Here is a 24,221-nt window from a genome sequence, read left to right on the forward strand (position 1 = left end):
GTCTGTCATTCGACAGGCGTCGATTCAACGGAGTCCCACGGCGTGGCCTGCGGGGGATGTGAGGCGAGAGGTGGTGCTGGGCGGCTAGTCGGGCGCGATGCCGTGGGAGCGGAGGATCTGACGCACGCGTTCGCGCGTGTAGCCGGTCACCCGCACGATGTCGACCTGCCGCATGCCGCTCCTGGATGCCTCCGCGATGGCTATCGCGAGTTGCTCGCGGGCCGCGCCGACCTTCTCCCGATCTTCGGCTGCGCGCTGGGCAGAGGCAGCGGCGGTGGCCTGCGCCAGGTGAAACGCGCGTACCGCATCCGCCAGTCGGTTGGCCATACCCTAGATGATCTCACTGGCCAAGTCAGAAACGACCTCACCCTACCCACCCTGTCCGACTGCGGGGACCCGGCGGCCGTCCGGATCGAGCTGTACACGGCGGACTCCCTGGACGGCTGCGCGTATACCTGCGACGCGCATGCCGCGCCCGCCGTCGCCGCGTTCGGCGGAGCCGGGCTGGCCGCGTACCCGGCGGGTCTGGAGCCCGGGGTGTCGCGGCCCTGCGGGCACGTGTACGTCTATCCGACCGGTGCCCTCGCCGACGACCTGGACCACCCGCGCTGGTGCGACCGGGACGGTTGCCGGCTCCGGGGCCAGCACCGCTCCCGTACCCGCCGGACGGGCCCCGACCAGCCGGCGGCGCTCAGGGTAGGGGTGGGGCTGGTGCGGGCGCTGCATCCCACCGCCGAGCCGATGGTGAGCCTGCGCGGCGCGGAGGCCGGCCTGCTGCTGTCGGTCGAGCAGGCGCGGGTGCTGCGGTACCGCCTGGCCCGCCTGCTCGACCTGGCGGCGGTCGCCCGGCGGGCGTGACGACGGCTGACTACGCTTGGTCCGTGCCAGAGGGACACACCATCCGTCTGTAGAAGGCGGTATGCGGACCGACAATCGGCTGTCTAGCAGGAGAAACGGCCGTTGGCTGTAGCCGCTGACCGCGCCCGGCCCCACCTCGGGCCCACATTGGCCACCCGTGCACACCCGTGCTCACCCGTGGTCAGCCGTACGTCGAGCCTGCGTCGCCCGGCGCTGCGGGGTGGCCGGCACCCCGGCGGAGCGGCGATCTTGGCGCACGTTCGGGATGGCAGCCGACCGCGTCGGCTTGCGGGGCGTGGGGGCGGGGCGCTGTACCTGTAGCCCGGCCGGCTGCACGAAGATCGACCGGCGGGCCACCGCGTCGCCCTTGTCGTTCAGTTGGTACACGTCGAGCCAGCACCAGCCGTCGTAGGTGATCCAGTCGAGCACCCGGATGACTCGGCACATGATCGGCTTGATGAACTGCACGCTGGCCGCGCGGGTCACGTACACCAGGTCGCCGGCCTTCGGTAGCTGCGGGCTCATCGCGGATCACCGGCCAGCCGCCAAGCCAGCAGCCGGCCACGCGCTGCCGCGTAGCGCGGGCACCAACCGTCCGGGCAACAGCGGTGACAGGTCTTTACTCGGTAGTCAGCGATTACGAACCAGGCCACCTCGACCAGGAACGGCACCTGGCGGCTCTCGATCACAACTCACCACCCGGCCAGTGCCCACGGTTGATCGGGATGCGGTGGCGGGCTCGGCAGGGCAGTTCCCCGCCGCAGCGGCACACCCTGCGCCAACGCTTCCAACTCCAGACCGGTCGGTGCCGGCGAGCCAGCGTCATCGCGGTAGCTATCAGGTAGTCGTCATAGCGGATCCGGTTCATCAGAACTCCCGGCGGTCAGGCCACGGTGGACCGTCAGGACGACGGGATCCACGCCGCCCTGACGGGGCTGACCTTCGTTTGCCGAACCAAGGGCAGCCACAGAGCAAACTACGTCACTATCTGACGTAGGTAAAGCCACAGCGCGTGACTCTCTTGCATCACTTGCTGACGATGGTTGGCGCATGGTCAGATGGCAGGGCCGAACCAAGGGAACGAAGCCATGCCCTCTGCACCTGCTGAATATCGACGCATTGCCGACGAACTGACCACGAAGATCAAGAGCGGCGAGCTCACGCCTGGGACGAAGCTGCCCAGCACGAGCGAGCTTGCCGATCAGTTCGGCGTCAGCGTGGCCACCGCATACCGTGCCGTCTCGCTCCTGCACGACCGGGATCTTGTCGTGGGGCAGCCGGGGCGCGGGGTCTATGTCGCAGGGGAGAAGTAGGCTCGCGTTCATGCGCCCTGCTCGTGCCATCGATGAGCTGACGAAGCTCAAGGCGGAGGCTCAAACCGCCGATCTCTTCCGCCAGCCCGCCGGACTGGACTCATGGAAGCCCCGAGTTCGGACGATCTTCGTTCGCGCTCTCGGCGAGGGCAACCACATCGTGGAGAGTTTCGACAGAGTCCAGTACTCGCCCAGCGTGATGTGGGGCGGGATGCCGGACTCTGTCTTCGATGAAACCCTCCGAGGTGGAGTTAACCAAGCTGTCGCACTGATCGATGCCGCCATCTACGAACTAGGCCTCATGGGCGGTGACGAGCCAGTGGACGAGCACGCGTACGACCCCGACCTCTGGGCGCACGTCAAGACCGAGGTAGAAGACGGGGAGTGGGGCAAGCTCGCCAGCCAGACGGCCATCTTCGTGGAGAACCACATCCGGACGTGGGCGGGTAACCCGAAGGATCGGAACGGCAACAACCTCGTCGGAAAGGCTCTCTACCTGGAGGTGTTCGGCGACGCCAGTGACTACCGTCTTGGCCGACAGGCCAGCGAGCGCGAGGGCTGGCGGTACCTCGGGATGGGCTTCGCCCAGGCGCTCAGCAATGTCGACCGGCACCGGATTCAGACCCGGGACGACGCCAAGCGGTACGCCCTCGGCGTGCTCGGCCTCGGGAGCCTGCTACTGACGCAGCTCCGGTACGAGCACGGAGACATCCTCCAGACGGTAGCGGAGTAGTCCTCACCTTCTGTGCGTCAGTAGGTGCTTCACCGTCATAGACTCCGCTGTCAGGATTGAACGAGAGGGCTCGGGCGTGGCGGCGGACAACTCGGCAAGCAGGCTGGCAGTGATCCTGGAGCAGGTGAGGCAACAGCCCAAGAGGGCCGCCATCGAGGTCTGGATGGAGATCTTTGGCGTGCCTGACCGTCTCGGCGTGCTCCAGAGCTCAGCCGACTTGGCCAGGCTTGTTGATCAAATGGAGGCGGAGGTCCGCGCTCTACCGGAGGATGAGGACCCGGATCATCTTCTGGCGTTTCTTCCCCAGATCCGCAACGTTGTTGATGGACTCTTGTACGTCGGCAGCGTCCATATGAATCACTTTGTCGATCAAGTAACAGGAGAGATGATCTACAGCGTTGGCGTCTGCGCGCGAGCGTTGCGGCGCAACGGCCACGCGGAACCGATGATCTCCGAGGACTCCTCCAACCAACTCGTGGAGGATGTCAGATCCGTCATTGATGCCGTGGTCGCCAGCGATCTACCGGAAGGCCTCAAGGAACTCCTGGTGGACCGTCTGAGGGGCGTAGAGACAGCGCTGCTCAGCGTCCGCATCGGCGGATACGCCAACGTCGAGAAGGCCATGGACGCCTTGACGTTCGGCGCGGTGCGGGCAACCAAGCCGGACAGCGAGGAGCGCGCCCAGGTCGGCGGCTGGCTCAGCCGGCTGTGGGGGAAGCTGGGCGAGCATGCGCAGGGAGCGGAGGCCATCGCCGCTACGGCCGCGAGCACGGCGGAGGTCGTCAAGGCCATCACCGGCGGATGAGAGGGCTCCCACTGCCCATCAACGCGGGGCCGCCCACCGGCAAGGCAGGCGGCCCCGAATCGACCGTTACGCGCGACCGCTACTCGGTAGCCTGCGCGGCCTTCCTACGGCGTACGACCTGCCGCCGGAACTCGTCCGCGTTCTATCCCGGTGCGGCTCAACCGAGCGGGCTCTGACGTGCCGGTGCCTCATGCCGCCGTTCCGTCCCGCCGTGCGGGGAGGTCAGCGTGCCGAGGGCAGTCCCAGAGCCTCGGGGTGTTGCTGGCACCGAGCGTACCTGGCCCCACCTGGCCGAACCAAGCGCGCGAGGGAAGTGGACCCATCCTCGAACCCGGCCCCACATCGGCCCCACATCGGCACGAGATGCCAGGTCTGGCCACCGGTTGACGGCGGTCACGTTCTCGCAGGCCAGTCGGCATGTCTGACCACTGGTGTCTATGCTTGGCACCTGTGCCAGAGGGACACACCATCCACCGGCTCGCCGCCCGGCACGCCGAGCTGTTCGCCGGCGACAAGGTGCACGCCGACAGCCCGCAGGGCCGCTTCGCCGAGGGCGCCGCCCGGCTCACCGGCACCGTCCTGGACCACACCGAGGCGTACGGCAAGCACCTGCTGCACCACTACGCCGGCGAGCTGACGTTGCACGTACACCTGGGGTTGTACGGGAAGTTCGCGGACGGGGCGGGGGAGCCGCCGCCCCCGGTCGGGCAGGTGCGGCTGCGCCTGCACAGCGACCGCAACTGGCTGGAGCTGCGCGGACCCACCGCCTGCGAGCTGCTCACCCCGCCCGAGGTGGCGGCGCTGCGCGGCCGGCTCGGCCCCGACCCGCTACGCGGCGACGCCGACCCGGACCGGGCGTACGCGCGGATCCGGCGCAGCCCGACCCCGCTGGCCGCGTTGCTGCTGGACCAGTCCGTGGTGGCCGGCACCGGCCTGATCTTCGTGACCGAGGCGTTGTTCCGCGCCGGGGTGCCCCCGCTGCTGCCCGGACGGGAGCTGACCCCGGCCGGCTGGGCGGAACTCTGGGCGGACCTGGTGGCGCTGATGGCCCGGGCGGTCGAGCGCGGCCGGATCGACACCGTGCGCGACGCGGACCTGCCGGAGGCGACCGGCCGGTCGCCCCGGGTCGACAGGCACGGCGGCGAGGTGTACGTCTACCGGCGAGCGGGCGCGCCCTGCCACCTCTGCGGAACCGAGGTGAGCCGGGGCTCGCTCGCCGGGCGGAACCTCTACTGGTGCCCCACCTGCCAGGCCGGCTGACTCACCCCTCGTCGAGCAGCCAGCCGGCCGCCTCGACGTTGCCGGGGAAGACCCGGTCGGCGTCGATGCTCCAGGCCAGCGTCTGCCCGATCGCCCAGCCGCGTACCCGCTCCCGGTCCAGGCCCAGCCCGGCGGTGAGCCGGTCGAGCCGATGCCGCACCGCCGCCGGGGAGTGGCCCAGCTCGGCGCCGCGAACCAGCGGCACGACCGCGAACTCCCGCTCGCCGACAAGCGGCTTCGGGTCGATGGCCAGCCACGGCTCGCGCCTGGCGGCCAGCACGTTGCCGGCGTGTAGGTCCTGGTTCACGAGCACCTGCTCGCCCTGGCCCGGCGCGAGGTCGGCGAGCATCCCGAGCGCCGCGTCGAGCAGCCTCCGCTCGTACGGGCGGTTGGCCCGACGCCACTTGACCGGCATCCGTTCGGCCCAGCCGGCGGCCTCCTCGGCGAGCGACGTGAACGGCGGGCCGGCCGGCACCCCCAGGCGGGGTAGCAGGCCGACCGCCGCGTCGAGCGCGGCATCGAGCGGCAGCGCGTGCAGCGGGGTGCCCGGGTCGCAGCGCTCGACCAGGAGCGCCCGCCGGTCGGCGTCGTGGGCGAGCAGCCGGATCGCGCCCCGCCCGGCCCAGTGCGCCAGCGCGGTCGCCTCGTGGACGCTGTCGCCGTCCGGGTACTGCAACTTCAGCACCGCCCGGGTGCCGTCCGGGAGCTGCGCCGGCAGGGCGAGCGAGGCGTACGCGTAGTCGAACGGCGGCCCGACGGCGGTCAGCTCCCACCGCGCCACGCACTCCGCCAGCCGGTCGGGCAGCTCCGCCAGCCACCCCCGCCCCACCGCTGTCCGCTCGGTCCACCGCAGCCCCGCCGGGATCTCCCATCGCACCCGCCCATCCTGCCCGATCGGCTTTGGGTGCAGTTGTTGTCGTCAGGGCAGCAACAACCGCACCCAAAGGCGAGGGGCGGCGCCGGCCGGCGGCGGTCAGGGGTGCCAGCCGGAGGCGGTCAGGGCGGCGCGGAGCTGGGCGACCACCTCGGCCGGGCGGTGCCGGACGTCGAACGCGGTGAAGCGCAGGATGCGGTCGCCCTCGATCCAGACCTGGTTCTGCCGGCGCAGGTCCGCCGCCCAGTGCCGCACGTCCATGTGATGCGCGCCGCTGCTGGCAGCCGGCCGCCACGATCGCCTGCGCCTCGTCGTCGGTACGCGCCCAGCCGGCCGCGTCCACAAGCGAGCGCGCCATGCTCGTACGATCCGGCCGGCCCACCTGCCGGTCGGTGGCGGACAGGTGACGCGCCCGGCGGACCCGTACCGCAGGCAGGCCCAGCGGCAGCCGGCGGATCAGGCCGACCGCGCGGCGCTGGTGCGGCACCAGGACGTCCACCGCGTCGTACCGCCATGCGCCGCGCAGCCCGCCGGCCCGCGCCGCGGCCAGGCCGGCGAGCACCGCGCCGTCGCCCGCCGCCAGCACCGCGACCCACCACTGCTGTTCCCGGGTGTACGGGCCGCCCGGCGCGGCTCGCAGGATCCCGCGGCACACCCGGTGCCAGCGACCGCTCACCAGCAGGTGCCGGACCCGGCCCGGCGACAGCACTTCTGTCGCCTGAACCCGAACCGTCGAGCGGGTGTTAAGCGGGGGCCCCGCCTATACCGGAGGCGTTAACAGGGGGCCCCGCCTTACGAGCCGGCGAGGGCGTCGACGGCCTTGCGGGCGGCGATCAGCACCGGATCCCAGACCGGGGCGTACGGGGGCGCGTAACCCAGGTCGAGCGCGGTCATCTCGTCCACAGTCATGCCGTTCCACAACGCCACGGCCAGCGCGTCGATCCGCTTGGCCGCCTCGGACCAGCCGACGATCTGCGCCCCGAGCAGCCGCCCGCTGGGCCGCTCGGCGATCAGCTTCACGGTCATCTGCCGCGCGCCCGGGTAGTAGCCGGCCCGGTTCGTCGACTCGGCAAGCACGGTGACGAACTCGAAACCGGCCTCGGCGGCGTCCCGCTCCCGCAGCCCGGTGCGCCCCACCTCCAGCTCGCAGACCTTGGTGACCGCGGTGCCGATCACACCGGGGAAGGTGGCGTAACCGCCGCCGATGTTGATCCCCGCGACGCGGCCCTGCTTGTTCGCGTGCGTGCCGAGCGGGATGTGCACGGGCATGCCGCTGACCCGGTGCAGGCTCTCCACGCAGTCGCCGGCCGCCCACACGCCGGGCACCCCGGGCACCCGCATCCGCCGGTCCACCCGGATCCCGCCGGACGGCCCGAGCGGCAGCCCGGCGGCCTCGGCGAGCGCGGTGTTGGGGCGTACGCCGAGACCCAGCACCACGATGTCGGCCGGGATCGGCCCCTCGTCGGTGACCACCGCGGCGATCCGCCCGTCCCGTTCGGTCAGGCCGGTGACGGTCAGCCCGGTGCGGATGCCGATGCCGGTGCCGCGCATCGCCTCGGCCACCAGCTCGCCCATGTCCGGGTCGACGGTGGCCATCGGCTGCGCGGCCTGCTCGACCAGTTGGACGGAGAGCCCGCGGTAGACGAGCGCCTCGGCCATCTCGACGCCGACGTAGCCGCCGCCGACCACCACCGCGTGCCGCGGCCGGGGCTCGCGTTCCAGCCAGTCGCGCACCGCCTCGCCGTCGTCGAGGGTCTGCACGCCGAACACCCCGGCCACGTCGTCGCGCGCCCACTCCGGCTGCACCGGGGTGGCGCCGGTGGCGTACACCAGGGTGTCGAAGCCGGCGCGGACCTCGCCGCCGCCGTCCAGGTCCCGGGCGACCACCTCGCGGCGGCCCAGGTCGATGGCGGTCACCTCGTGGCGCATCCGGACGTCGATGTCGTACTCGTCGTGGAAGGCCGCCGGGGTGCGGGCGACGAGTTGGTCACGCTCCGGGACCAGGCCGCCGATCCAGTAGGGGATGCCGCAGGCCGAGTAGGAGGTGAAGTGCCCCCGCTCGAAGGCGGTGATCTCCAGGTCGGCCCGGCCGCGGCGGCGTCGCGCCTGCGACGCCGCCGACATGCCGGCGGCGTCGCCGCCGATGACGATCATCCGTTCCGCCACGCCGCTCATCCTGTCACGCCCGGCCCGCGCCGCGGGCCGGCTCAACCACGGGTCTGCCGGGCCACGTCCGCGACCACGTCGGCCAGGTTGCCGGTACGCGCGAACACCTCCCGCTGCCGGGCCGCGCCGGTGCCGTGCTGGCGCAGCCCGCCCAGCAGTTCGGTCACCCGGTCGAGGTCGCCGTGCCGCTCCAACTCCGGGCGGATCCGGTCGACCATCCGGTCCAGCAGCTCCCAGGCCGGCCGCAGCTCGCCGTCGTGCAGGTCGACGCCCTCGCCCTCCAGCCCGTCGTGGGCGGCCCGCCAGTGCGCCGCCACCAGCAGGTGGTGGTCGGTGTTGACGGCCGGCCGACCGGCGGCGATGTCGGTGAGCGCGGTCGCGACGAGCCCGCGCACCAGCGCGGCCACCAGGATCGCGTCGTCCACGGACGGGCAGACGTCACCGATCCTGATCTCCACGGTCGGGTACTTGGCGGAGAGCCGGGCATACCAGTAGAGCATTCCCTCGTCCAGCATCACGCCGCTGGCGATGAGCTGCCGGATCAGTCGCTTGTAGTGCTCGTGCGACTCCAGGTAGGGGGTGGGCGCGACGGACGGCCAGCGTTCCCACTCGATCGAGCGCCAGCTCGCGTAGCCGGTGTCCGCGCTGCGCGCGAACGGGGAGTTGACGGTGACCGCCTGGAGGATCGGCAGCCAGGGCCGGACGTGGTTGAGCACCCGCACGCCGGTGTCCGGGTCCGGTACGCCGACGTGCACGTGCATGCCGTTGTTGCCGGGGCCGGGCACCAGCAGCCGGAAGCGCTCGATCATCCGGTCGAAGCGGGGCTTGTCCACCACCGCCGGGACCGGCCCGTCGACCGGCCCGGTGCCGATCGCCAACAGCCGTACGCCGGCCCGCTCGGCGGCGTCGGCCAGCTCGGCGCGCAGCATCGACAGCGAGTGCCGGATCGAGGACAGCTCCAGCCCCGGCGGACTGCCGATCTCGATCTGGCTGGTCTGGAACTCGCGCTCCACCTGGCCCCGCAGCTCGGCCGGCACCTGCTCCATCACCAGTTCGACGGCGGGTACGGCGGTGCCGGTGTGCGGGTCGGCGAGCAGGAACTCCTCCTCGACGCCGACCGTCAGCAGGTCGGTCCGGCCGTCCGGCGCGGCGTCCCGTTCCCGCTCCGCCACTGAGCCGCTCATCGCCACCACCGTCTCCTTCCGACCGGGCACGGCACCGTGCCGTGTGGTCGACGCCCTGTTACCCACCGTGTCGGCGCTCGGAAACGCGCCGGACGGCGTGTCGGACATGTTCCGGCGCCTGCGGGCGCGCCGCCGGAGGTGACACGACGTTCTAGGGTGAGCGGGTGGCAGGGATGCTGGCGCTGCTGAGCGGGCCGTGGGCGTACGCCCTCGCCCTAGTCGCGGACCGGCCGGCCGGGTTGCTGGCCGGTGCGGCGGTGGTCGCCACGCTGCTGCTGGCCACGATGATCGCGCTGCGGGTGCGGGCGCTGCCCACGCCGCCCGGCACCCGGCACGCCGCCGCCCTGCGCGCCCGCGCCCGGAGCCGTCAGGTGCCCCGGCAGGTCGATCCGGACGCGCCTGGTCGTCCGCGTCCCCGCGCGCCCGGGCGGCGTCCCTCGGCCGCCTAGCCACGCCCCCGACCGCACCGGCGTCCGCCGGCGTGGCTGCGCGGCCGATTCCGTCGTCATCCGTCCTCCGGCGCGCGTTCGCGCGCCCAGGGCATCCGGAATCGGACCGAGGGGTCTACCCATGCTTGCCTTCGCACCGTTGCACACCGCGGCCTCGGCCGCCGCGACCGTCGTCACCTGGCTCGCCGACGCGCTCGCCCCGCTCTCCGGCGGCGCCGCGACGGCCGCCGCCATCGTCCTGTTCACCGTCGGGGTCCGGCTGCTGATCTCACCGCTCACCCTGGCCCAGGTTCGCGGGGAGCGGCGTCGCGCGGCGCTCGCCCCGGAGGTCCGCGATCTCCAGCGCCGGTACGCCGACGATCCGACCCGCCTCCAGAGCGAGCTGTTCGCGCTCTACCGGCGCGCCGGGGCCAGCCCGGTCGCGGGCTGCCTGCCGGCGTTGTTGCAGGCGCCGTTCTTCATGGTCATGTACCGCCTCTTCGCCACCGGCGACGGCGCGCCGGAGCTGCTGGGGGAGCGGCTGGCCGGCGTACCGCTGGGGTGGCATCTCGCCGACGGGCTGGCCGGCCCGGTGCCGGCAGTGTTCGGCGTGCTGCTGGCCGCGCTGCTGGCGCTTGCCTGGTGGTCGTCCCGGCGGGCACGCCGGCTGGCCGCCGCCACCGCTGGTACCGGCGGCGGCACGCCGGCCGACGGCGCGGGCGCGGCGGTGCTCGGACGGCTGATGCCGCTGCTGCCGTTCGGCACCGTGCTGGTGGCGCTCGTGGTGCCGCTCGCGGCGGTGCTCTACCTGGTCACCACCACCGCGTGGACCGCGCTGGAGCAGGGGGTGCTCCGGCGACCGCAGGCTGCCGCCATCGACAAGCGTTGACAAAGGCGGGGACGGGCGCGTAGAACTCGCTCTCAGAGAGCGCTCTCCGCCCCCGTCCCCGCAGAGAGGCAACCCGGATGAACCCGACATCGGCGGCCCCCGCCGCCTCCTCCACCGTGCCCCGGATCCGCCGCCGGCTCGCGCTGGCCGCCGCCGTGGTCGCCAGCACCACCGCGCTCGCGGCCGTCTCGATGACCGCGCATGCCGCCGTCCCGTCCCCGCCGTCGGGCTGGAACCTGGTGTGGAGCGACGACTTCACCGGCGCGGCCGGCACGCTGCCGTCGTCGGCCAACTGGATCGTCGACACCGGCACCAGCTACCCGGGCGGTCCCGCCAACTGGGGCACCGGTGAGAAACAGACCTACACCTCGAACACCGCGAACCTGTCCCAGGACGGGTCGGGCAACCTGCGCATCACCCCGCTGCGCGACTCCGCCGGCCGCTGGACGTCGGCCCGGATCGAGACGGTCCGGTCGAACTTCAAGCCGCCGTCCGGCGGCGTGCTGGCCATGGAGGGCCGGATCCAGATGCCGAACGTCACAGGCGCGGCGGCGGCCGGCTACTGGCCGGCGTTCTGGGCGCTCGGCTCGCCCTACCGGGGCAACTACCAGAACTGGCCGGGCATCGGCGAGTTCGACGTGATGGAGAACGTCAACGGGATCAACTCGGTCTGGGGCGTGCTGCACTGCGGCGTCGCGCCGGGCGGCCCGTGCGACGAGTTCAACGGCCGCGGCGCGTCCCGGGCCTGCCCGGGCAGCTCCTGCCAGTCGGCGTTCCACACCTACCGGTTCGAGTGGGATGCCTCGGTGAGCCCGCAGCAACTGCGCTGGTACGTCGACGGCCAGCTCTTCCACACCGTCACCCAGAGCCAGGTGGGCGAGCCGTACTGGAGCCAGATGACCAACCACAACGGCTACTTCATGCTGCTCAACGTGGCCATGGGCGGCGGCTTCCCGGACGGGGTCGCCGGCTCGGCCACGCCGACCTCGGCGACCGTGTCCGGCCGGCCGATGCTTGTGGACTACGTGGCGGTCTACTCCCGGGGCGGTGGCGGCAACCCGTCGCCGACCCCGACCACGCCGCCGCCGGGTGGCGTGCGCAACGCGTACGCCACCATCGAGGCGGAGTCGTTCAACGCGCAGAACGGCGTGCAGGTGGAGACGTGCACCGAAGGTGGTCAGGACATCGGCTACCTGGCCAACGGTGACTGGGCCCGCTACGACAACGTGGACTTCGGTTCGACAGCGCCGCGTGACTTCGTGGCCCGGGTCGCCTCCGGCGCGGCGTCCGGGGTGAGCGGCCTGGTGGAGGTCCGGGTGGACAGCCCGACCGCGACGCCGATCGGCAGTTTCGCGGTCGGCAACACCGGCGGCTGGCAGACCTGGCGGTCGGTGCCCGGAAACGTCGGCGCGGTGACCGGCCGGCACACCGTCTACCTCACGTTCAGCAGCGGCCAGCCATCGGACTTCGTCAACCTCAACTGGTTCACCTTCCGCCGCTGAGGGTGTAAGGCGGGGGCCCCGCTTAACGCATTCGGATGTGGCGGGGGCCCCGCTTAACACCTCACCGACTGCCGGGCGCGCCGCCGGCGTACCTTCTTCACCGCCCAGCTCACGATCATCACGCCGAAGATCGCGAAGATCGCGTAGTTGAACCAGTGGCTGTAGCGGTCGACGTCCTCCCAGCGCGAGCCCAGGGCGAAACCCGCGCCGACGATCAACCCGTTCCACACCGCGCTACCGAGCGTGGTGAACAGGACGAACTCGCCCATCGGCATGCGGTTCGCGCCGGCCGGGACGGAGACCAGGCTGCGCACCACAGGCACCAGCCGGCCGATCAGCACCGCCCAGCGGCCGTGCCGCTCGAACCAGCGGTCCGCCTTCTCCAGGTCCTCCAGGTCGACGAGCGGGATGTGGTCAAGCCACCGTTTGAGCCGGTCCTCGCCGAGCGCCGCGCCGAGCCAGTAGAGCACAAGCGCGCCGAGCAGCGAGCCGACGGTCGCGGCCAGCACGATCACCACCACGTTGAACCGGCCCTCGGCGGAGAGGTAGCCGGCCATCGCCAGCACGATCTCGCTCGGGATCGGCGGGATGATGCTCTCCAGCGCCACCAGCAGCGCGACGCCGACCGCGCCCATCGAGTCGATCACGCTCGCCACCCAGCCGGTCAGCCCGGTGAACCGGTTCGGATCGACGTCTTGGGCCAGGGCCATGGGGGTCCTTCCACACGGGTGCCGGAGATCCGCAGGTAGTACCCGGGCCGGTCCGGCTCACACCCGCCGGTGACCTGGCTAACCGTCCGGGTGCAGCGCCGCGTCCGCCGGCCCACGCCGCCAGCCGGTGAAGCGGACCAGCAGGCCGCCGTGGCTGGGCGAGCAGCAGTACGGCCCGGCCGTCGCCTCCGCCGCCGGGTCGAGCGGCGCGACCCGCACCAACCGCCACGGCTCGTCGTCGGCCCGGGCCCGGACGGTCAACGCGTCCCCGGCCCGGCTCACCCGGACCGTCACGTCCCGTCCCACCCACTCCGGCACCGGCGCCACCGACCAGTCGGAGAACTCGTCTGTCACCACGGCGCCGACCTGCGGTGAGCCGTCGCTCACCTCGACCCCGGCCTTGGTCCACCGCCGCTCGTCCACCCGCACCAGCACGCCGGCCTGGTCGAACTGGGCGGAGTAGTCGAGCCGGAAGGACACCTCGACGGCGCTGTCCACCGCGAACGGCGCGAGCAGCGCGGAGCCGTCGTCGTGCACGAAGCCGTAGCTGGTGCGCCGCCAGAAGTCGCTGCCGCCCCGCGGCTCGACAAGCAGGGCGCCGTCGACGGCCTCGGCCCGCTCGGGCGGGTTCAGCCAGGCGCCGCCGGACCAGTCGGAAGCCTTCTCGCTCACCCCGGCACCGTACCGGGTTTGCCGGATCTCGTGTTCGGAGAAGTAGTTGTCGCATGGGTGACAGGTGGTATCAGGAGGCGGTCGTCTACTGCCTCGACGTGGACTCGTACGCGGACTCCGACGGCGACGGGGTGGGTGACTTCCAGGGGCTGATCGGCCGGCTCGACTATCTGGCCCGGCTCGGGGTGACCTGCCTCTGGCTCAACCCGATCCACCCCTCGCCCAACCAGGACGACGGGTACGACGCCACCGACTTCTACAACGTCGACCCGCGACTGGGAACCCTCGGCGACTTCGCGGAGCTGCTGCACCAGGCGCAGAACCACGGCATCCGGGTGATCATCGACCTGGTGGTCAACCACACCTCGGACCAGCACCCGTGGTTCCAGTCCGCCCGGTCCTCGCCCGACTCGCCGTACCGCGACTGGTACGTCTGGGCCGACCACGAGCCGACGGACCGGCACCAGGGCATGGTCTTCCCGGGCGAGCAGCACGAGACCTGGACCTACGACCGGACCGCCAAGGCATGGTTCTACCACCGCTTCTACAAGTTCCAGCCGGACCTCAACATCGAGAACCCGAAGGTCCGGGCGGAGATCAAGAAGATCACCTCGTTCTGGCTCCAGCTCGGCGTCGCCGGGTTCCGGATGGACGCCGTGCCGTTCATCATCGAGAAGACCGAGCCGGGCAACCCGAACGCGACAAAGGACTTCGAGTTCCTCACCGACCTGCGCCAACACGTGCAGTGGCGGCGCGGCGACGCGGTCCTGCTGGCCGAGGCGAACGTCGAGCCGGACCAGTTGCCCGTCTACTTCGGCGACGGCGGCGGCTCGGGCAACCGCATCCACATGCTCTTCGACTTCATGCTCAACGGTCGCCTGATGCTCGCGTTCGCCCGCGAGGACCCGGAGGCGATCATCGACGCGCTGCGGGACACCCCGAAGCTGCCCACCGGCGGCCAGTGGGCCACGTTCCTGCGCAACCACGACGAGATCGACCTGTCCCGGCTCACCGCCGACCAGCGCAACGACGTGCTGGCGAAGTTCGGCCCGGACGAGAACATGCAGCTCTACGGCCGGGGCATCCGCCGCCGGCTCGCCCCGATGCTCGGCAACGACCGCCGGCACATCGAGCTGGCGTACGCGGTGCAGTTCTCGCTGCGCGGCACGCCGGTGCTGCGCTACGGCGAGGAGATCGGGATGGGGGAGGACCTGTCGCTCGACGGGCGCGACGCGATCCGTACCCCGATGCAGTGGTCCTACAAGGACAACGCCGGCTTCTCCACCGCCGAGCCGGAGAAGCTGATCCGCCCGGTGATCGACAAGGGCGAGTACGGTTATCAGCACGTGAACGTCACCGCGCAGCGCAAGGACCCGCGCTCGCTGCTGGGCTGGTTCGAGCGGATGATCCGCACCCTGCGGGAGGCCCCGGAGATCGGCTCGGGCAGCACCACCCACATCGACGTGCCGATGCCGGCCGGCGTGCTCGCGCACCGCGCCGACGGGTCGACCGGGACCATGGTCTTCCTGCACAACCTCGGCACCGAGGACGTGGAAATCGACCTCAGCACGCTGGCGCCGGAGGCCGACCTGCCGATCGACGTGTTGAGCGACCGCAACTACGAGGACGTGGGCAAGCTCGACCGGCTCAAGCTGGCCGGTCACGGCTACCGGTGGATCCGGCTGTGCCGGGGAGTGGCCCGCTGACGGTCACGACGGCGGGTTAGGCTCCTTCGATCAGCTCAAGTTACCGGGAGGTAATCATGTCGGAGGAGCCCCGCGTCGCCATCGTGACCGGAGCCGCGCGCGGCATCGGGGCGGCCACCGCCCGCCGGCTGGCCGTCGACGGCATGGCCGTCGCCGTGGTCGACATCGACGAGTCCGCGACCGGCGGGACCGTCGACGCCATCACCGCCGCCGGCGGCCGGGCGCTCGGCGTCGGCGCCGACGTGGCCGACCGGGCCCAGGTGGAGGCGGCCGTCGAGCGGGTCGCCGCCGACCTGGGCGCGCCCACCGTGCTCGTCAACAACGCCGGTGTGCTCCGCGACAACCTGCTGTTCAAGATGGCCGACGCCGACTGGGACACGGTCCTGGCCGTGCACCTGCGCGGCGCGTTCCTGTTCAGCCAGGCAGCGCAGAAGCACATGGTCGAGCGGAAGTGGGGCCGGATCGTCAACCTCTCCAGCACCTCGGCGCTCGGCAACCGGGGGCAGGCGAACTACTCCGCCGCCAAGGCCGGACTCCAGGGCTTCACCAAGACGCTCGCCATCGAGCTGGGCCCGTACGGGGTGACAGTCAACGCCGTCGCGCCCGGCTTCATCGTCACCGACATGACCGCGGCCACCGCGGCCCGGATGAAGGTCGACTTCGCCGCGCTCCAGGAACACGCCGCCGCCGAGATCGCGGTACGCCGCACCGGCCGCCCGGAGGACGTCGCGCACACCATCTCGTTCCTGGCCAGCGAGGGCGCGTCCTTCGTCTCCGGCCAGGTCATCTACGTAGCCGGCGGCCCGAAGTCCTGACCCGCCCCGCAGTCTAGGTGCGGGTGCGGCGGGTGCGGTGGAGCCAGAACAGGCCCAGGAGTGGCAGCACCAGGGGGATGTAGCCGTAGCCGCTGCCGAAGCCGGACCAGACCGTCTCGTCCGGGAACAGCTCGCGGTCGGCGATGCTCAGCACCCCGACCGCGAGCACCCCGACCAGCTCGACCGAGCAGCACGCGAGCGCGACCCGACGGCCGGTGTGCCCGGCCCGGGCCAACCCCACCGCCGCCACGATGTAGATCAGCGCGGCAAGCGCGGAGAGCAGGTACGCCACCGGCGCCTCGTCGAACTTCGTGGCGATCTGCAATCCGGCCCGCGACGTCGCGGCGATGGCGAAGAGAATGTAGACCGCGATCAGCAGCCGGCCCGGCCCGCGGTTGGTGGCACGCTCCGGCGTGGCGGTCTCAGCCACCGACGACCTCCCAGGTCTGCTGGAGCCGCACCACCACGACCGGGGTGACCAGGCAGACCGCGCAGACGATGGCCGAGCCCCAGCGGGTCGGCTCCATCCGGGCCAGCACCCAGGCCAGCGGCGGCAGGCAGACAAGCGTCACCAGATAGCCGAAGAACGCACCCGGCTCGCCCGGCCGGTCGCCGCCGCCGAGCGCGACGAGGGCCGCCACGGTCAACGCCAGCAGCGCCAGCTCCACCACGGCCAGGCCGGCGAACTGGACCCGGTCCGGCGAACGCTGCCGCACGGCCGCGACCAGGGCCCAGACCGCGACCGCCAGCGACAGCACGATCGCGATCGTGGCGAGGAACCCGTCCACCGGCGAACCGGCCGCCGCCGCGCTGGTCATCGACGCAGTGTCGTTCACCCGCCCAGCCTACTAACCGGCGTAGTAGCGGCTCGCCGGCCGGGTCGGGGCACGCCGGCCGGGCCGGGCGACTAGCGTGGATCACGGTCCCGGCGTACGCCGGTGGCCGGCGACGACGGCAGGGGGTCCGGGGTGCGGTTCGGGTTGTTCGGCACCGGTCACTGGGCGGCGCAGACGCACGCCGCGGGCATCGACGCCCACCCTCGGGCCCAACTGGCCGGCGTGTGGGGGCGGGACCCGGCGAAGGCGGAGGCGCTCGCGACCCGGCACGGCGTGCCGGCCTTCACCGACGTGGACGCGCTGATCGAGGCGTGCGACGCGGTCGCCGTGGCGCTCCCCCCGGACGTGCAGGCCGACATCGCCGTCCGGGCCGCCACCGCCGGGCGGCACCTGCTGCTCGACAAGCCGCTGGCGCTCGGCCTCGCCGACGCCGACCGGGTGGTCGACGCCGCCCGGGCCGCCGGGGTGGCCTCGGTGGTCTTCTTCACCCAGCGCTTCCACCCGAACCTCACCGGCTCCCTCGCCTCGGCCGCGGCGGCCGGCGGCTGGCAGCACGCCCGGGGCACCATGTTCGCCTCGATCTACCAGCCCGGGAACCCGTACGGCGACTCGCGGTGGCGGCGCGACCGGGGCGCGCTGTGGGACATCGGCCCGCACGCGCTGTCGCTGATCCTGCCGGTGCTCGGCCGGGTCACCCGGGTCGCCGCGATGGACGGGCCGAGCGGCCTGGTGCACCTGCTGCTCACCCACGACGGCGGCGCGACCAGCTCGCTCTCGCTCACCCTCGACGCGCCGGCCGAGGCGGTCACCCGCGACTTCGTCTTCTTCGGCGAGAACGGCACCGAGAGCGTCCCGCCCGGCGACGGCAGTGTGCTCCAGGCGTTCGGCGCGGCGCTGGACCAGTTGCTGGCGGAGGTCGACGCGGGCACCCGCGACCACCGCTGCGACGTCCGGTTCGGCCGGGAGGTGGTGGCCGTGCTCGACGCCGCGGAGACCGCCCGGGCGCAGGGGCGCACGGTCGAGGTGTAGTCGAACCGCGCGGGCGGAAAATCGCGGCCATCCGGGCCGGCGCCGGCTCCGAATGCCTACCGTGCTGGCAGAGGGAGCCGACGGAAGGCGGGACCGGATGACCCACGCCGACAGCGTCGGTGACGTGCCGGGGCGGTCGAGGTTGCACGCCGTGCCCCCGGCCGCCGGGGACCAGCGGTCGGAGACCGACGACCTGCTGCGGGCGGTGGCGCGCGGTGACGAGGCGGCGTTCGAGCGGCTCTACGGTCTCGTCTCGCCGCGCGTCTACGGGCTGGTGCGGCGGGTGCTGCGCGACCCGGCCCAGGCCGAGGAGGTCGCCCAGGAGGTGCTGGTCGAGGTGTGGCGCACCGCCGCCCGGTTCGACCCTTCCAAGGGCTCCGCCACCGCCTGGGTCTTCACCATCGCCCACCGCCGTGCGGTGGACCGGGTCCGGTCCGAGCAGGCCGGCGCCGAACGCACCCGCCGGGTCGCCGCCGGATCCGCCGAGACGCCGTACGACGAGGTGGCCGAGGAGGCGGCGGCCCGGCTGGAACGGCAGCAGGTACGCCACTGCCTGGACGCGCTCACCGAGGTGCAGCGCGAGGCGATCACGCTCGCCTACTACGGCGGGCACAGCTACCGCGAGGTGGCCGGCCTGCTGGACACCGCGCTACCGACCGTCAAGAGCCGCATGCGGGACGGGTTGATCCGTCTGCGCGACTGTCTGGGAGTGGAGCTGACCCGATGACCGACATCCACGCGCTCGCCGGGGCGTACGTGCTCGACGCGGTGGACGACGTCGAGCGGGCCGCGTTCGCCAGGCACCTGGACGACTGCGAGAGCTGCGGGCTGGAGCTGGCCGAGCTGCGTGAGACGGCCGCGCGACTGGCCGACTCGACCTGGTCCGTACCCCCGCCCGCGCTGCGCACGGCGGTGTTGGCGGAGATCCGGCGTACCCGGCAGGAACGGCGCGGTTCCGCGGGCCGCGCCGGGCCCGCCGCGGCCGGGGCCTGGCGGCGTCGGCTGGCCGTCGCTGCCGCCGCCGTGCTGCTGGCCGGCGGCGCGGGCGCGGCCACCTGGGTGACCCAGGAGCAGCGGGTACGCGACGCGCGCACCGAGGCGGGCGCGGCTCGGGACGAGGCGGGCCGGATCCGGGCGGTGCTGGCCGCCCCGGACGCGGTGGTGCGCAGCGGCGCCGCGCCGGCCGGTGGCCGGGTGACCGTGGTGGCGTCGGCGAGCCGGGACGAGGGGGTGGCCCTGGTGGACGGGCTGGCCGCGCCGGGGCCGGGCCGGGCCTACCAGCTCTGGCTGATCGAGGGCACCACGGCCACCTCGGCCGGGGTGTTGCCGGCCGGTCAGGGCGGCGGCACGAAGCTGCTCTCGGGCGTGCGTGGCAAGGGCCTGTTCGGCGTGACCGAGGAGCCGGCGAGCGGTTCGGCGCAACCGACGATGACGCCGCTCGTGGCGTTCGCGCTCACCTGAGGTGAAAGGCGGGGGCCCCGCTTAACGCATTCGGTAGAGGAGGGGGCCCCGCTTAACACGTGGCATGGGGGCGGGGTCCCGCTCAACCGTTCAGGACGACCAGGGCCTCGCCGAGCTCGGCCGGGGTGTCGAACTCCTCGGCCGGTAACGTGCGGAGCCGTTGGAGCGCCTCGGTGCTGGCACCGTTCTCCTGTCCCCAACGGACCAGATCCTCCCGGGAGACCGGATAGTCGAGCCCGGCCAGGAACTCCTGCAACTGCGCGCCGGTGACGGTCATGCCGCGCGGCTACCCGCTGCGCCCCCGGGCATGCCCGTACGGCTGCGGTTTGCCACGGCGGGTCCCGGGTAGCCGCGCACATGCTGGTTCAGCGGCTCGGCGCGCCGAGCGACTTCGACCCGCTGCTGGAGCGCGTTCGGGACGCCCGCATCGTGATGATCGGCGAGGCGACGCACGGCAGCTACGACTACTACCGGCTGCGGGAGCAGTTGACCCGGCGACTCATCGCCGAACAGGGTTTCGACTTCGTCGCGGTGGAGGGGGACTGGCCGGACTGCGACCGGGTGCACCGCAGTGTGGTGGGCGCCCCGGGCGGGCTGGCCGATCCGCTCGTCGCGCTGGAACGGTTCGAACGCTGGCCCACCTGGATGTGGGCGAACGCCGAGGTGGCCCGCTTCTGCCGCTGGCTGCGCGCCTGGAACCTGGAACGTCCCGAGGCCGAACGCTCGGGCTTCCACGGCCTCGACGTCTACTCCCTCTGGGAGTCGATGCAGGCCATCTTCGACTACCTGGGTGAGGAGGACCCGGCCTCGCTGGAGGCGGCCCAGGAGGCGTACCGCTGCTTCGAGCCCTACGGCAAGCGGGTCGAGGAGTACGGGATGGCCAGCCGGTTCGTCTCCGCCCGGTGCGAGGAGGAGGTGGTCCGGCTGTTGGCGCGTACCCGGGAACAGGCCGCCGCCGACGGCCCGGACCGTTTCTCGGCCTGGCAGAACGCGGAGGTGGTGGCCGGCGCGGAGCGGTACTACCGGGCCATGGTCGGCGGCGGTCCGGACTCGTGGAACGTGCGCGACATCCACATGGCCGACACGCTGGACCGGTTGCTGGACCGCTACGGGCCGGACGCGCGGGGCGTCGTGTGGGCGCACAACACGCACGTCGGGGACGCGCGGGCCACCGAGATGGCGGCGGACGGCATGGTGAACATCGGTCAGCTCGGCCGGGAGCGGTACGGGCGTGACGCGGTGGCGTTGATCGGCTTCGGCAGCTACCGGGGCACCGTGGTCGCCGCCCCGCGCTGGGGCTCCCCGGCGGAGGCGATGGTGGTGCCGCCGGCCCGCGAAGGGTCGGTCGAGCGCCGGCTGCACGAGCTGATGCCGGAGCGGGCGGTGCTGGTCTTCGGCGGCCCGGACGAGCCGGAGTGGGTGACCGGCGAGGTGGACCACCGGGCCATCGGGGTGGTGTACGACCCGAGCTTCGAGTCCTGGGGGAACTACGTGCCGACGCGGCTGGGGGAGCGGTACGACGCGTTCGTCTGGTGCGACGAGACGACCGCGCTGCACCCGCTGCCGGCGCTGGTCACCCCGGGCGAGATGGAGACGTACCCGGCCGGGGTGTGAGCCCGGGTGTTAAGCGGGGCCCCCGCCTATGCAGAAGGCGTTAAGCGGGGGCCCCTCCTTACACCTCAGACCTGGGCGGGCTCGCGCTCGGCGAGGTGGGCTCGGAGGCCCTCGCCCTCCACGTCCACGTTGGGCAGCGCCTTGTTCAGCCAGCGGGGCAGCCACCACGCGGCGTTGTTCAGCAGCGACATCACCGCCGGGACGATCGTCATCCGGACCACGAAGGCGTCGATGGCGACGCCGATCGCCAGCGCGAAGCCCATCGACTTGATGATCGGGTCCTCCAGGAAGACGAAGCCGCCGAACACCGAGATCATGATGAGCGCCGCGGCGGTGACCACCCGTGCGCCGTGTCCCATGCCGCTGATGGTGGCGTCGCGGGCGGTTTCGCCGTGTACGAAGTCCTCCCGCATCCGCGAGACCAGGAAGACCTCGTAGTCCATGGCCAGGCCGAACAGGATGCCGATGAGCAGGATCGGCAGGAAGCTGACAAGCGGTGCCGGCGTGTCCACGCCGAGCAGCCCGGCCAGGTGCCCCTGCTGGAACACCGCCACCGTGATGCCGAACGTGGCCGCGACGGTGAGCAGGAAGCCGAGGGCCGCCTTGACCGGCACCAGGATCGACCGGAACACAAGCATCAGCAGCAGCACGGACAGGCCCACCACAAGCAGCAGATAGACCGGCAGGGCGTCGGAGAGCTTCTCCGACACGTCGATGCCGATCGCGGTGACACCGGTGAGCATCACCTCGGCGTTCTGGACGTCGCCGACCTGCCGGCGGATGTCGTGCACCAGCTCCTCGGTCTTCTCGTCGGTCGGCCCGGTCTTCGGGATCACCCCGAGCAGCGCGGTCCGGCCGGACGGGTCGAGCTGCGGCGGGGCGACCGCCAACACCCCGTCGGTCTTCTGGATCAGCGCGACGACCTGCGGCACGGCGGCCTGGGTGGCCTGCGGCGAGTCGGCGGTGACGACGACCGCGAGCCGGCCGGTGAAGCCGGGGCCGAAGCCCTCCTGGATCAGGTCGTTGCTGACCCGGGCCGGGCTGCCCTCGGCGGCGGTGCCGGCGTCCGGCAGCGCCAGGCGCATGTCCTGGGACGGGATGGCGAGCAGGCCGAGGCCGAGCAGGCCGACCAGGATGACCGGGATCCGGAAGCGGGTCACCAGGCGCGCCCAGCGGAAGCCGAAGCCGGAACGGTCCTCCGAGCCGACGGCCGAGTCCTCGACCGCCTCGCGGTTGCGCAGCTTGCGCGGCAGCACCTTACGGCCGGCGAAGCCGAGCAGCGCCGGGGCCAGCGTGATCGCCACCAGCACGGCCACGCTGACGGTGCCGGCGGCGGCCAGGCCCATCACGGTGAGGAACGGGATGCCCACCACGGCCAGGCCGGCGAGCGCCACCACCACGGTGGCGCCGGCGAAGACCACGGCGGAGCCGGCGGTGCCGACCGCGCGGCCGACCGCCTCCTCGGGGGAGAGCCCGTCGAGCAGGTTCTGCCGGTGTCGGGAGGTGATGAACAGGGAGTAGTCGATGCCGACCGCGAGGCCGAGCATCAGCGCCAGGATCGGCGCGGTGCTTGTCAGTTCGACCGCGCCGCTGAGCGCGAACAGGCCGGCCATGCCGACGCCGACGCCGATCAGCGCGTTCAGCATGGTCATGCCGGCGGCCACCAGCGAACCGAACGTGATGACCAGGACGATCGCCGCGACAAGCACACCGAGCGCCTCGGTCGAGCCGACCTCCGGCTCGCCGTTGAGGACCTCACCGCCGGGGGCGATCTGCCAGCCCTGCGCCCCGGCCTGCTGACCGACCTTCTCGTACGCGTCGCGCTGCTCGGTCGTGACGTCGTCCGCGCGGCCGGCGAACTGCACCTGGATCAGCGCGTACCGGCCGTCCGGCGTGATCGCCTGCGCCTGGTACGGGTCGACCGCGCCGACCACCCCGGGCAGCGTGGCCGCCTCCTGGGTCACCTGCTTGACCACCGCCTGGCCGGCCGGCGTGGTGAGGGCGCCGTCCTGCGGTGCCTTCAGGGCGATGGTGCCGGTGGCGCCGCTGGCGGCCGGGAACCGGTCGGCGAGCAGGTCGATCGCCTGCTGCGACTCGGTGCCCGGCATGGTGAAGTTGCTCGCCGTCGGGCCCCTCAGGGTGGCCGCGGCCAGGCCGAGACCGACGAGTACGACGAGCCAGATGACGGCGACGAGTCGCCGCCGGCGCAGGGATGCCCGGCCGAGCCGGTACAGCAGGGTCGCCATGGACCTTCCTTCGTCCTCGGGATTGCGACAGTGGGATCAGGTGGTGGGTTCGAGCGCGCGGTGCGCGACGGCGAGCAGCGCGGGTCGCAGCTCCTCGTCGCTGATGTCCAGGAACTCGCCGCAGGTCTCGGCGATGCCGGCGAGCACGACGAGCGCGGCGACGCGGGCCGCCGGCCGGTCGGAGAAGCCGGCGAAGGCGGCGACCAGCCGTTCGGAGATCTGTTGGATGTGCGCGAACGCCGGCTGCTGGAGCAGGTCCGGGAACTCGCCCCGGAGCAGCGCGATCTCCCGGCGGAACCGGACGGCCAGGTCGACGAAGCCCTCGGCGGCGGTCTGTTGGGCGGGCGCGCCGGTGAGGCCGGCGAGCCGGGCGTCGAGCTCCTCAAGCACCGTGATGGCGGGGGCCATCAGTTCGCAGAGCAGGGCGTCCTTGCTGGCGAAGTGGTAGAGCACGGTGGCCTTGGAACAGCCCACCTCGCGGGCGATGTCCTGGAGTGAGGTGCCCTTGTAGCCGGTGACGGCGAACCGACGGGCCGCCGCGGTGAGCAGCTCGTCGTGGGTGGCGGGGGTGGCTCGTGCCATGTCCCCAAGCATGCCTGACCGATCGGTCAGTGCCTGACCGATCGGTCAGAAGGATTCCGTGGGCTTCGCCACAGGGCCGGCGTGGTTTCGGTCGTACGCCGCCCGGGCCGCGCTTATCGCCTCGCGATGCCGTTCGGCCCAGTGGGTGAGCGCGACGAGCGACTCGTACAGCTCACGGGCCATCGGGGTCGCGGTGTACTCCACCCTCGGCGGCACGGTGGCGTACACGTGCCGGACCAGCAGCCCGTCGCGCTCCAGGTGGCGCAGCGTCAGCGTGAGCATCCGCCGGCTGATCCCCTCCACCCGCCGTTCCAGCTCGGTGAAGCGGACCGGACCGGCCGAGGCGGCGATCAGGATGCCGATGCTCCACTTGCCGCCGACCCGGTCCAACGCCTCCCGGACCGTGCAGGCCCGCGCCGCGTCCCCCGGGTCGGACGCGCACCGGTTGTCCTCGGACGTCACCGCGCCTCCTCCGCTCGACCACCGACGGTGGCCATCATCCGCCATCGGCGTACACCGCCGTGTCGGGGTTGCCGGG

General features: G+C 72.4%; 27 protein-coding genes and 1 pseudogene. 14 read left to right on the plus strand and 14 right to left on the minus strand.

Annotated features, from left to right (window positions below; all coding sequences use genetic code 11):
- Positions 1-84 precede the first annotated feature (84 nt).
- Positions 85-327, minus strand: coding sequence for a hypothetical protein (locus SM450_RS17175; protein WP_474620714.1), 243 nt, complete (start codon positions 325-327; stop codon positions 85-87).
- A 210-nt stretch (positions 328-537) separates the two neighbouring features.
- On the opposite strand from SM450_RS17175, the gene SM450_RS17180 reads away from it, so the two are divergent.
- The gene (locus tag SM450_RS17180; protein ID WP_474620715.1) at positions 538-858 is read left to right on the plus strand and encodes a hypothetical protein; all 321 of its coding nucleotides are present in this window, start codon (positions 538-540) and stop codon (positions 856-858) included.
- A 171-nt stretch (positions 859-1,029) separates the two neighbouring features.
- Here the strand turns inward: SM450_RS17180 and SM450_RS17185 are convergent, their stop codons facing one another.
- Complete coding sequence (locus SM450_RS17185; RefSeq protein WP_474620716.1) at positions 1,030-1,383, minus strand: hypothetical protein; 354 nt, start codon at positions 1,381-1,383, stop codon at positions 1,030-1,032.
- A gap of 563 nt (positions 1,384-1,946) precedes the next feature.
- Here SM450_RS17185 and SM450_RS17190 point away from each other — a divergent pair.
- The 4 genes from SM450_RS17190 to SM450_RS17205 all read left to right on the plus strand — a co-directional run bounded on the left by SM450_RS17190 (position 1,947) and on the right by SM450_RS17205 (position 4,969).
- Positions 1,947-2,171 carry a GntR family transcriptional regulator gene (locus SM450_RS17190; RefSeq protein WP_405430002.1) on the plus strand — a complete coding sequence of 75 codons (225 nt, stop codon included), beginning with the start codon at positions 1,947-1,949 and terminating at the stop codon, positions 2,169-2,171.
- A 10-nt stretch (positions 2,172-2,181) separates the two neighbouring features.
- Positions 2,182-2,904 carry a TIGR02391 family protein gene (locus SM450_RS17195; protein WP_474620717.1) on the plus strand — a complete coding sequence of 241 codons (723 nt, stop codon included), beginning with the start codon at positions 2,182-2,184 and terminating at the stop codon, positions 2,902-2,904.
- 76 nt (positions 2,905-2,980) lie between these two features.
- The gene (locus SM450_RS17200; RefSeq protein WP_474620718.1) at positions 2,981-3,709 is read left to right on the plus strand and encodes a hypothetical protein; all 729 of its coding nucleotides are present in this window, start codon (positions 2,981-2,983) and stop codon (positions 3,707-3,709) included.
- A 450-nt stretch (positions 3,710-4,159) separates the two neighbouring features.
- On the plus strand, positions 4,160-4,969 hold the full coding sequence (locus SM450_RS17205) for an Fpg/Nei family DNA glycosylase (RefSeq protein ID WP_474620719.1): 810 nt from the start codon (positions 4,160-4,162) through the stop codon (positions 4,967-4,969).
- Between the two features lies 1 nt (position 4,970).
- Here the strand turns inward: SM450_RS17205 and SM450_RS17210 are convergent, their stop codons facing one another.
- From SM450_RS17210 to SM450_RS17225, 4 genes are all read right to left on the minus strand, one after another.
- Positions 4,971-5,846: an aminoglycoside phosphotransferase family protein gene (locus tag SM450_RS17210; RefSeq protein ID WP_474620720.1), complete on the minus strand. Its 876-nt coding sequence runs from the start codon at positions 5,844-5,846 to the stop codon at positions 4,971-4,973.
- 96 nt (positions 5,847-5,942) lie between these two features.
- The gene (locus SM450_RS17215) at positions 5,943-6,104 is read right to left on the minus strand and encodes a hypothetical protein (RefSeq protein ID WP_474620721.1); all 162 of its coding nucleotides are present in this window, start codon (positions 6,102-6,104) and stop codon (positions 5,943-5,945) included.
- Between the two features lie 531 nt (positions 6,105-6,635).
- Positions 6,636-8,009: an FAD-dependent oxidoreductase gene (locus tag SM450_RS17220; protein WP_474620722.1), complete on the minus strand. Its 1,374-nt coding sequence runs from the start codon at positions 8,007-8,009 to the stop codon at positions 6,636-6,638.
- 41 nt (positions 8,010-8,050) lie between these two features.
- Positions 8,051-9,202 (minus strand): carboxylate-amine ligase, encoded by a 1,152-nt coding sequence (locus tag SM450_RS17225; RefSeq protein ID WP_474620764.1) that lies wholly within the window; start codon positions 9,200-9,202, stop codon positions 8,051-8,053.
- Positions 9,203-9,366: 164 nt separating this feature from the next.
- On the opposite strand from SM450_RS17225, the gene SM450_RS17230 reads away from it, so the two are divergent.
- The 3 genes from SM450_RS17230 to SM450_RS17240 all read left to right on the plus strand — a co-directional run bounded on the left by SM450_RS17230 (position 9,367) and on the right by SM450_RS17240 (position 12,012).
- The gene (locus SM450_RS17230) at positions 9,367-9,642 is read left to right on the plus strand and encodes a DUF6412 domain-containing protein (protein WP_474620765.1); all 276 of its coding nucleotides are present in this window, start codon (positions 9,367-9,369) and stop codon (positions 9,640-9,642) included.
- A gap of 121 nt (positions 9,643-9,763) precedes the next feature.
- Entirely contained in the window at positions 9,764-10,510 is a 747-nt protein-coding gene (locus SM450_RS17235; RefSeq protein WP_474620723.1) for a YidC/Oxa1 family membrane protein insertase, read from the plus strand.
- Between the two features lie 77 nt (positions 10,511-10,587).
- On the plus strand, positions 10,588-12,012 hold the full coding sequence (locus SM450_RS17240) for a carbohydrate-binding protein (protein ID WP_474620724.1): 1,425 nt from the start codon (positions 10,588-10,590) through the stop codon (positions 12,010-12,012).
- A gap of 53 nt (positions 12,013-12,065) precedes the next feature.
- Here the strand turns inward: SM450_RS17240 and SM450_RS17245 are convergent, their stop codons facing one another.
- Both SM450_RS17245 and SM450_RS17250 read right to left on the minus strand, forming a co-directional pair.
- A complete protein-coding gene (locus SM450_RS17245; RefSeq protein WP_474620725.1) occupies positions 12,066-12,722 on the minus strand; it encodes a DedA family protein in 657 nt (218 codons plus the stop codon).
- Positions 12,723-12,800: 78 nt separating this feature from the next.
- Entirely contained in the window at positions 12,801-13,394 is a 594-nt protein-coding gene (locus SM450_RS17250; RefSeq protein WP_474620726.1) for a DUF1349 domain-containing protein, read from the minus strand.
- 53 nt (positions 13,395-13,447) lie between these two features.
- Between SM450_RS17250 and SM450_RS17255 the strand changes: the two genes are divergently transcribed.
- Positions 13,448-15,100 (plus strand): alpha-amylase family protein, encoded by a 1,653-nt coding sequence (locus SM450_RS17255; RefSeq protein WP_474620727.1) that lies wholly within the window; start codon positions 13,448-13,450, stop codon positions 15,098-15,100.
- A gap of 56 nt (positions 15,101-15,156) precedes the next feature.
- Positions 15,157-15,915 (plus strand): 3-oxoacyl-ACP reductase FabG, encoded by a 759-nt coding sequence (gene fabG / locus SM450_RS17260; RefSeq protein WP_474620728.1) that lies wholly within the window; start codon positions 15,157-15,159, stop codon positions 15,913-15,915.
- Here the strand turns inward: fabG and SM450_RS17265 are convergent.
- A pseudogene (locus tag SM450_RS17265) lies at positions 15,888-16,345 on the minus strand (hypothetical protein). The gene fabG and the pseudogene SM450_RS17265 sit on opposite strands and share 28 nt — an antisense overlap.
- Positions 16,338-16,733: a hypothetical protein gene (locus SM450_RS17270; RefSeq protein WP_474620766.1), complete on the minus strand. Its 396-nt coding sequence runs from the start codon at positions 16,731-16,733 to the stop codon at positions 16,338-16,340. The pseudogene SM450_RS17265 and the gene SM450_RS17270 overlap by 8 nt, the downstream one beginning before the upstream one ends.
- Before the next feature lie 150 nt (positions 16,734-16,883).
- On the opposite strand from SM450_RS17270, the gene SM450_RS17275 reads away from it, so the two are divergent.
- The 3 genes from SM450_RS17275 (at position 16,884) to SM450_RS17285 (ending at position 19,241) form a co-directional block, all read left to right on the plus strand.
- The gene (locus SM450_RS17275) at positions 16,884-17,780 is read left to right on the plus strand and encodes a Gfo/Idh/MocA family protein (protein WP_474620729.1); all 897 of its coding nucleotides are present in this window, start codon (positions 16,884-16,886) and stop codon (positions 17,778-17,780) included.
- A 97-nt stretch (positions 17,781-17,877) separates the two neighbouring features.
- Complete coding sequence (gene sigK, locus SM450_RS17280; RefSeq protein WP_474620730.1) at positions 17,878-18,507, plus strand: ECF RNA polymerase sigma factor SigK; 630 nt, start codon at positions 17,878-17,880, stop codon at positions 18,505-18,507.
- Positions 18,504-19,241: an anti-sigma factor gene (locus SM450_RS17285; RefSeq protein WP_474620731.1), complete on the plus strand. Its 738-nt coding sequence runs from the start codon at positions 18,504-18,506 to the stop codon at positions 19,239-19,241. The genes sigK and SM450_RS17285 overlap by 4 nt, the downstream gene beginning before the upstream one ends.
- Positions 19,242-19,323: 82 nt before the next feature.
- Here the strand turns inward: SM450_RS17285 and SM450_RS17290 are convergent, their stop codons facing one another.
- On the minus strand, positions 19,324-19,518 hold the full coding sequence (locus SM450_RS17290) for a DUF2795 domain-containing protein (protein WP_474620732.1): 195 nt from the start codon (positions 19,516-19,518) through the stop codon (positions 19,324-19,326).
- 80 nt (positions 19,519-19,598) lie between these two features.
- Here SM450_RS17290 and SM450_RS17295 point away from each other — a divergent pair, with 80 nt between their 5' ends.
- Complete coding sequence (locus tag SM450_RS17295; RefSeq protein WP_474620733.1) at positions 19,599-20,855, plus strand: erythromycin esterase family protein; 1,257 nt, start codon at positions 19,599-19,601, stop codon at positions 20,853-20,855.
- Between the two features lie 65 nt (positions 20,856-20,920).
- On the opposite strand, the gene SM450_RS17300 is transcribed toward SM450_RS17295, so the two are convergent.
- From SM450_RS17300 to SM450_RS17310, 3 genes are read right to left on the minus strand one after another with little or no spacing between them, the layout of a single operon-like run.
- Positions 20,921-23,101, minus strand: a complete 2,181-nt coding sequence (locus SM450_RS17300) for an MMPL family transporter (RefSeq protein WP_474620734.1) — start codon at positions 23,099-23,101, stop codon at positions 20,921-20,923.
- A 36-nt stretch (positions 23,102-23,137) separates the two neighbouring features.
- Positions 23,138-23,683, minus strand: coding sequence for a TetR/AcrR family transcriptional regulator (locus tag SM450_RS17305; protein WP_474620735.1), 546 nt, complete (start codon positions 23,681-23,683; stop codon positions 23,138-23,140).
- A 45-nt stretch (positions 23,684-23,728) separates the two neighbouring features.
- Positions 23,729-24,190, minus strand: coding sequence for a winged helix-turn-helix transcriptional regulator (locus SM450_RS17310; protein WP_474620736.1), 462 nt, complete (start codon positions 24,188-24,190; stop codon positions 23,729-23,731).
- Between the last annotated feature and the right edge of the window lie 31 nt (positions 24,191-24,221).

The sequence above is a fragment of the Micromonospora marincola genome (assembly GCF_056150385.1).

Coding starts and splice junctions, on each gene's coding strand:
- SM450_RS17175 (WP_474620714.1), bottom strand. CDS start 327: ATGGCCAACCGACTGGCGGATGCGGTACGCGCGTTTCACCTGGCGCAG.
- SM450_RS17185 (WP_474620716.1), bottom strand. CDS start 1,383: ATGAGCCCGCAGCTACCGAAGGCCGGCGACCTGGTGTACGTGACCCGC.
- SM450_RS17190 (WP_405430002.1), top strand. CDS start 1,947: ATGCCCTCTGCACCTGCTGAATATCGACGCATTGCCGACGAACTGACC.
- SM450_RS17195 (WP_474620717.1), top strand. CDS start 2,182: ATGCGCCCTGCTCGTGCCATCGATGAGCTGACGAAGCTCAAGGCGGAG.
- SM450_RS17215 (WP_474620721.1), bottom strand. CDS start 6,104: ATGGACGTGCGGCACTGGGCGGCGGACCTGCGCCGGCAGAACCAGGTC.
- SM450_RS17230 (WP_474620765.1), top strand. CDS start 9,367: ATGCTGGCGCTGCTGAGCGGGCCGTGGGCGTACGCCCTCGCCCTAGTC.
- SM450_RS17235 (WP_474620723.1), top strand. CDS start 9,764: ATGCTTGCCTTCGCACCGTTGCACACCGCGGCCTCGGCCGCCGCGACC.
- SM450_RS17240 (WP_474620724.1), top strand. CDS start 10,588: ATGAACCCGACATCGGCGGCCCCCGCCGCCTCCTCCACCGTGCCCCGG.
- SM450_RS17245 (WP_474620725.1), bottom strand. CDS start 12,722: ATGGCCCTGGCCCAAGACGTCGATCCGAACCGGTTCACCGGGCTGACC.
- SM450_RS17255 (WP_474620727.1), top strand. CDS start 13,448: ATGGGTGACAGGTGGTATCAGGAGGCGGTCGTCTACTGCCTCGACGTG.
- fabG (WP_474620728.1), top strand. CDS start 15,157: ATGTCGGAGGAGCCCCGCGTCGCCATCGTGACCGGAGCCGCGCGCGGC.
- SM450_RS17270 (WP_474620766.1), bottom strand. CDS start 16,733: ATGACCAGCGCGGCGGCGGCCGGTTCGCCGGTGGACGGGTTCCTCGCC.
- sigK (WP_474620730.1), top strand. CDS start 17,878: ATGACCCACGCCGACAGCGTCGGTGACGTGCCGGGGCGGTCGAGGTTG.
- SM450_RS17285 (WP_474620731.1), top strand. CDS start 18,504: ATGACCGACATCCACGCGCTCGCCGGGGCGTACGTGCTCGACGCGGTG.
- SM450_RS17290 (WP_474620732.1), bottom strand. CDS start 19,518: ATGACCGTCACCGGCGCGCAGTTGCAGGAGTTCCTGGCCGGGCTCGAC.
- SM450_RS17295 (WP_474620733.1), top strand. CDS start 19,599: ATGCTGGTTCAGCGGCTCGGCGCGCCGAGCGACTTCGACCCGCTGCTG.
- SM450_RS17300 (WP_474620734.1), bottom strand. CDS start 23,101: ATGGCGACCCTGCTGTACCGGCTCGGCCGGGCATCCCTGCGCCGGCGG.
- SM450_RS17305 (WP_474620735.1), bottom strand. CDS start 23,683: ATGGCACGAGCCACCCCCGCCACCCACGACGAGCTGCTCACCGCGGCG.
- SM450_RS17310 (WP_474620736.1), bottom strand. CDS start 24,190: ATGGCGGATGATGGCCACCGTCGGTGGTCGAGCGGAGGAGGCGCGGTG.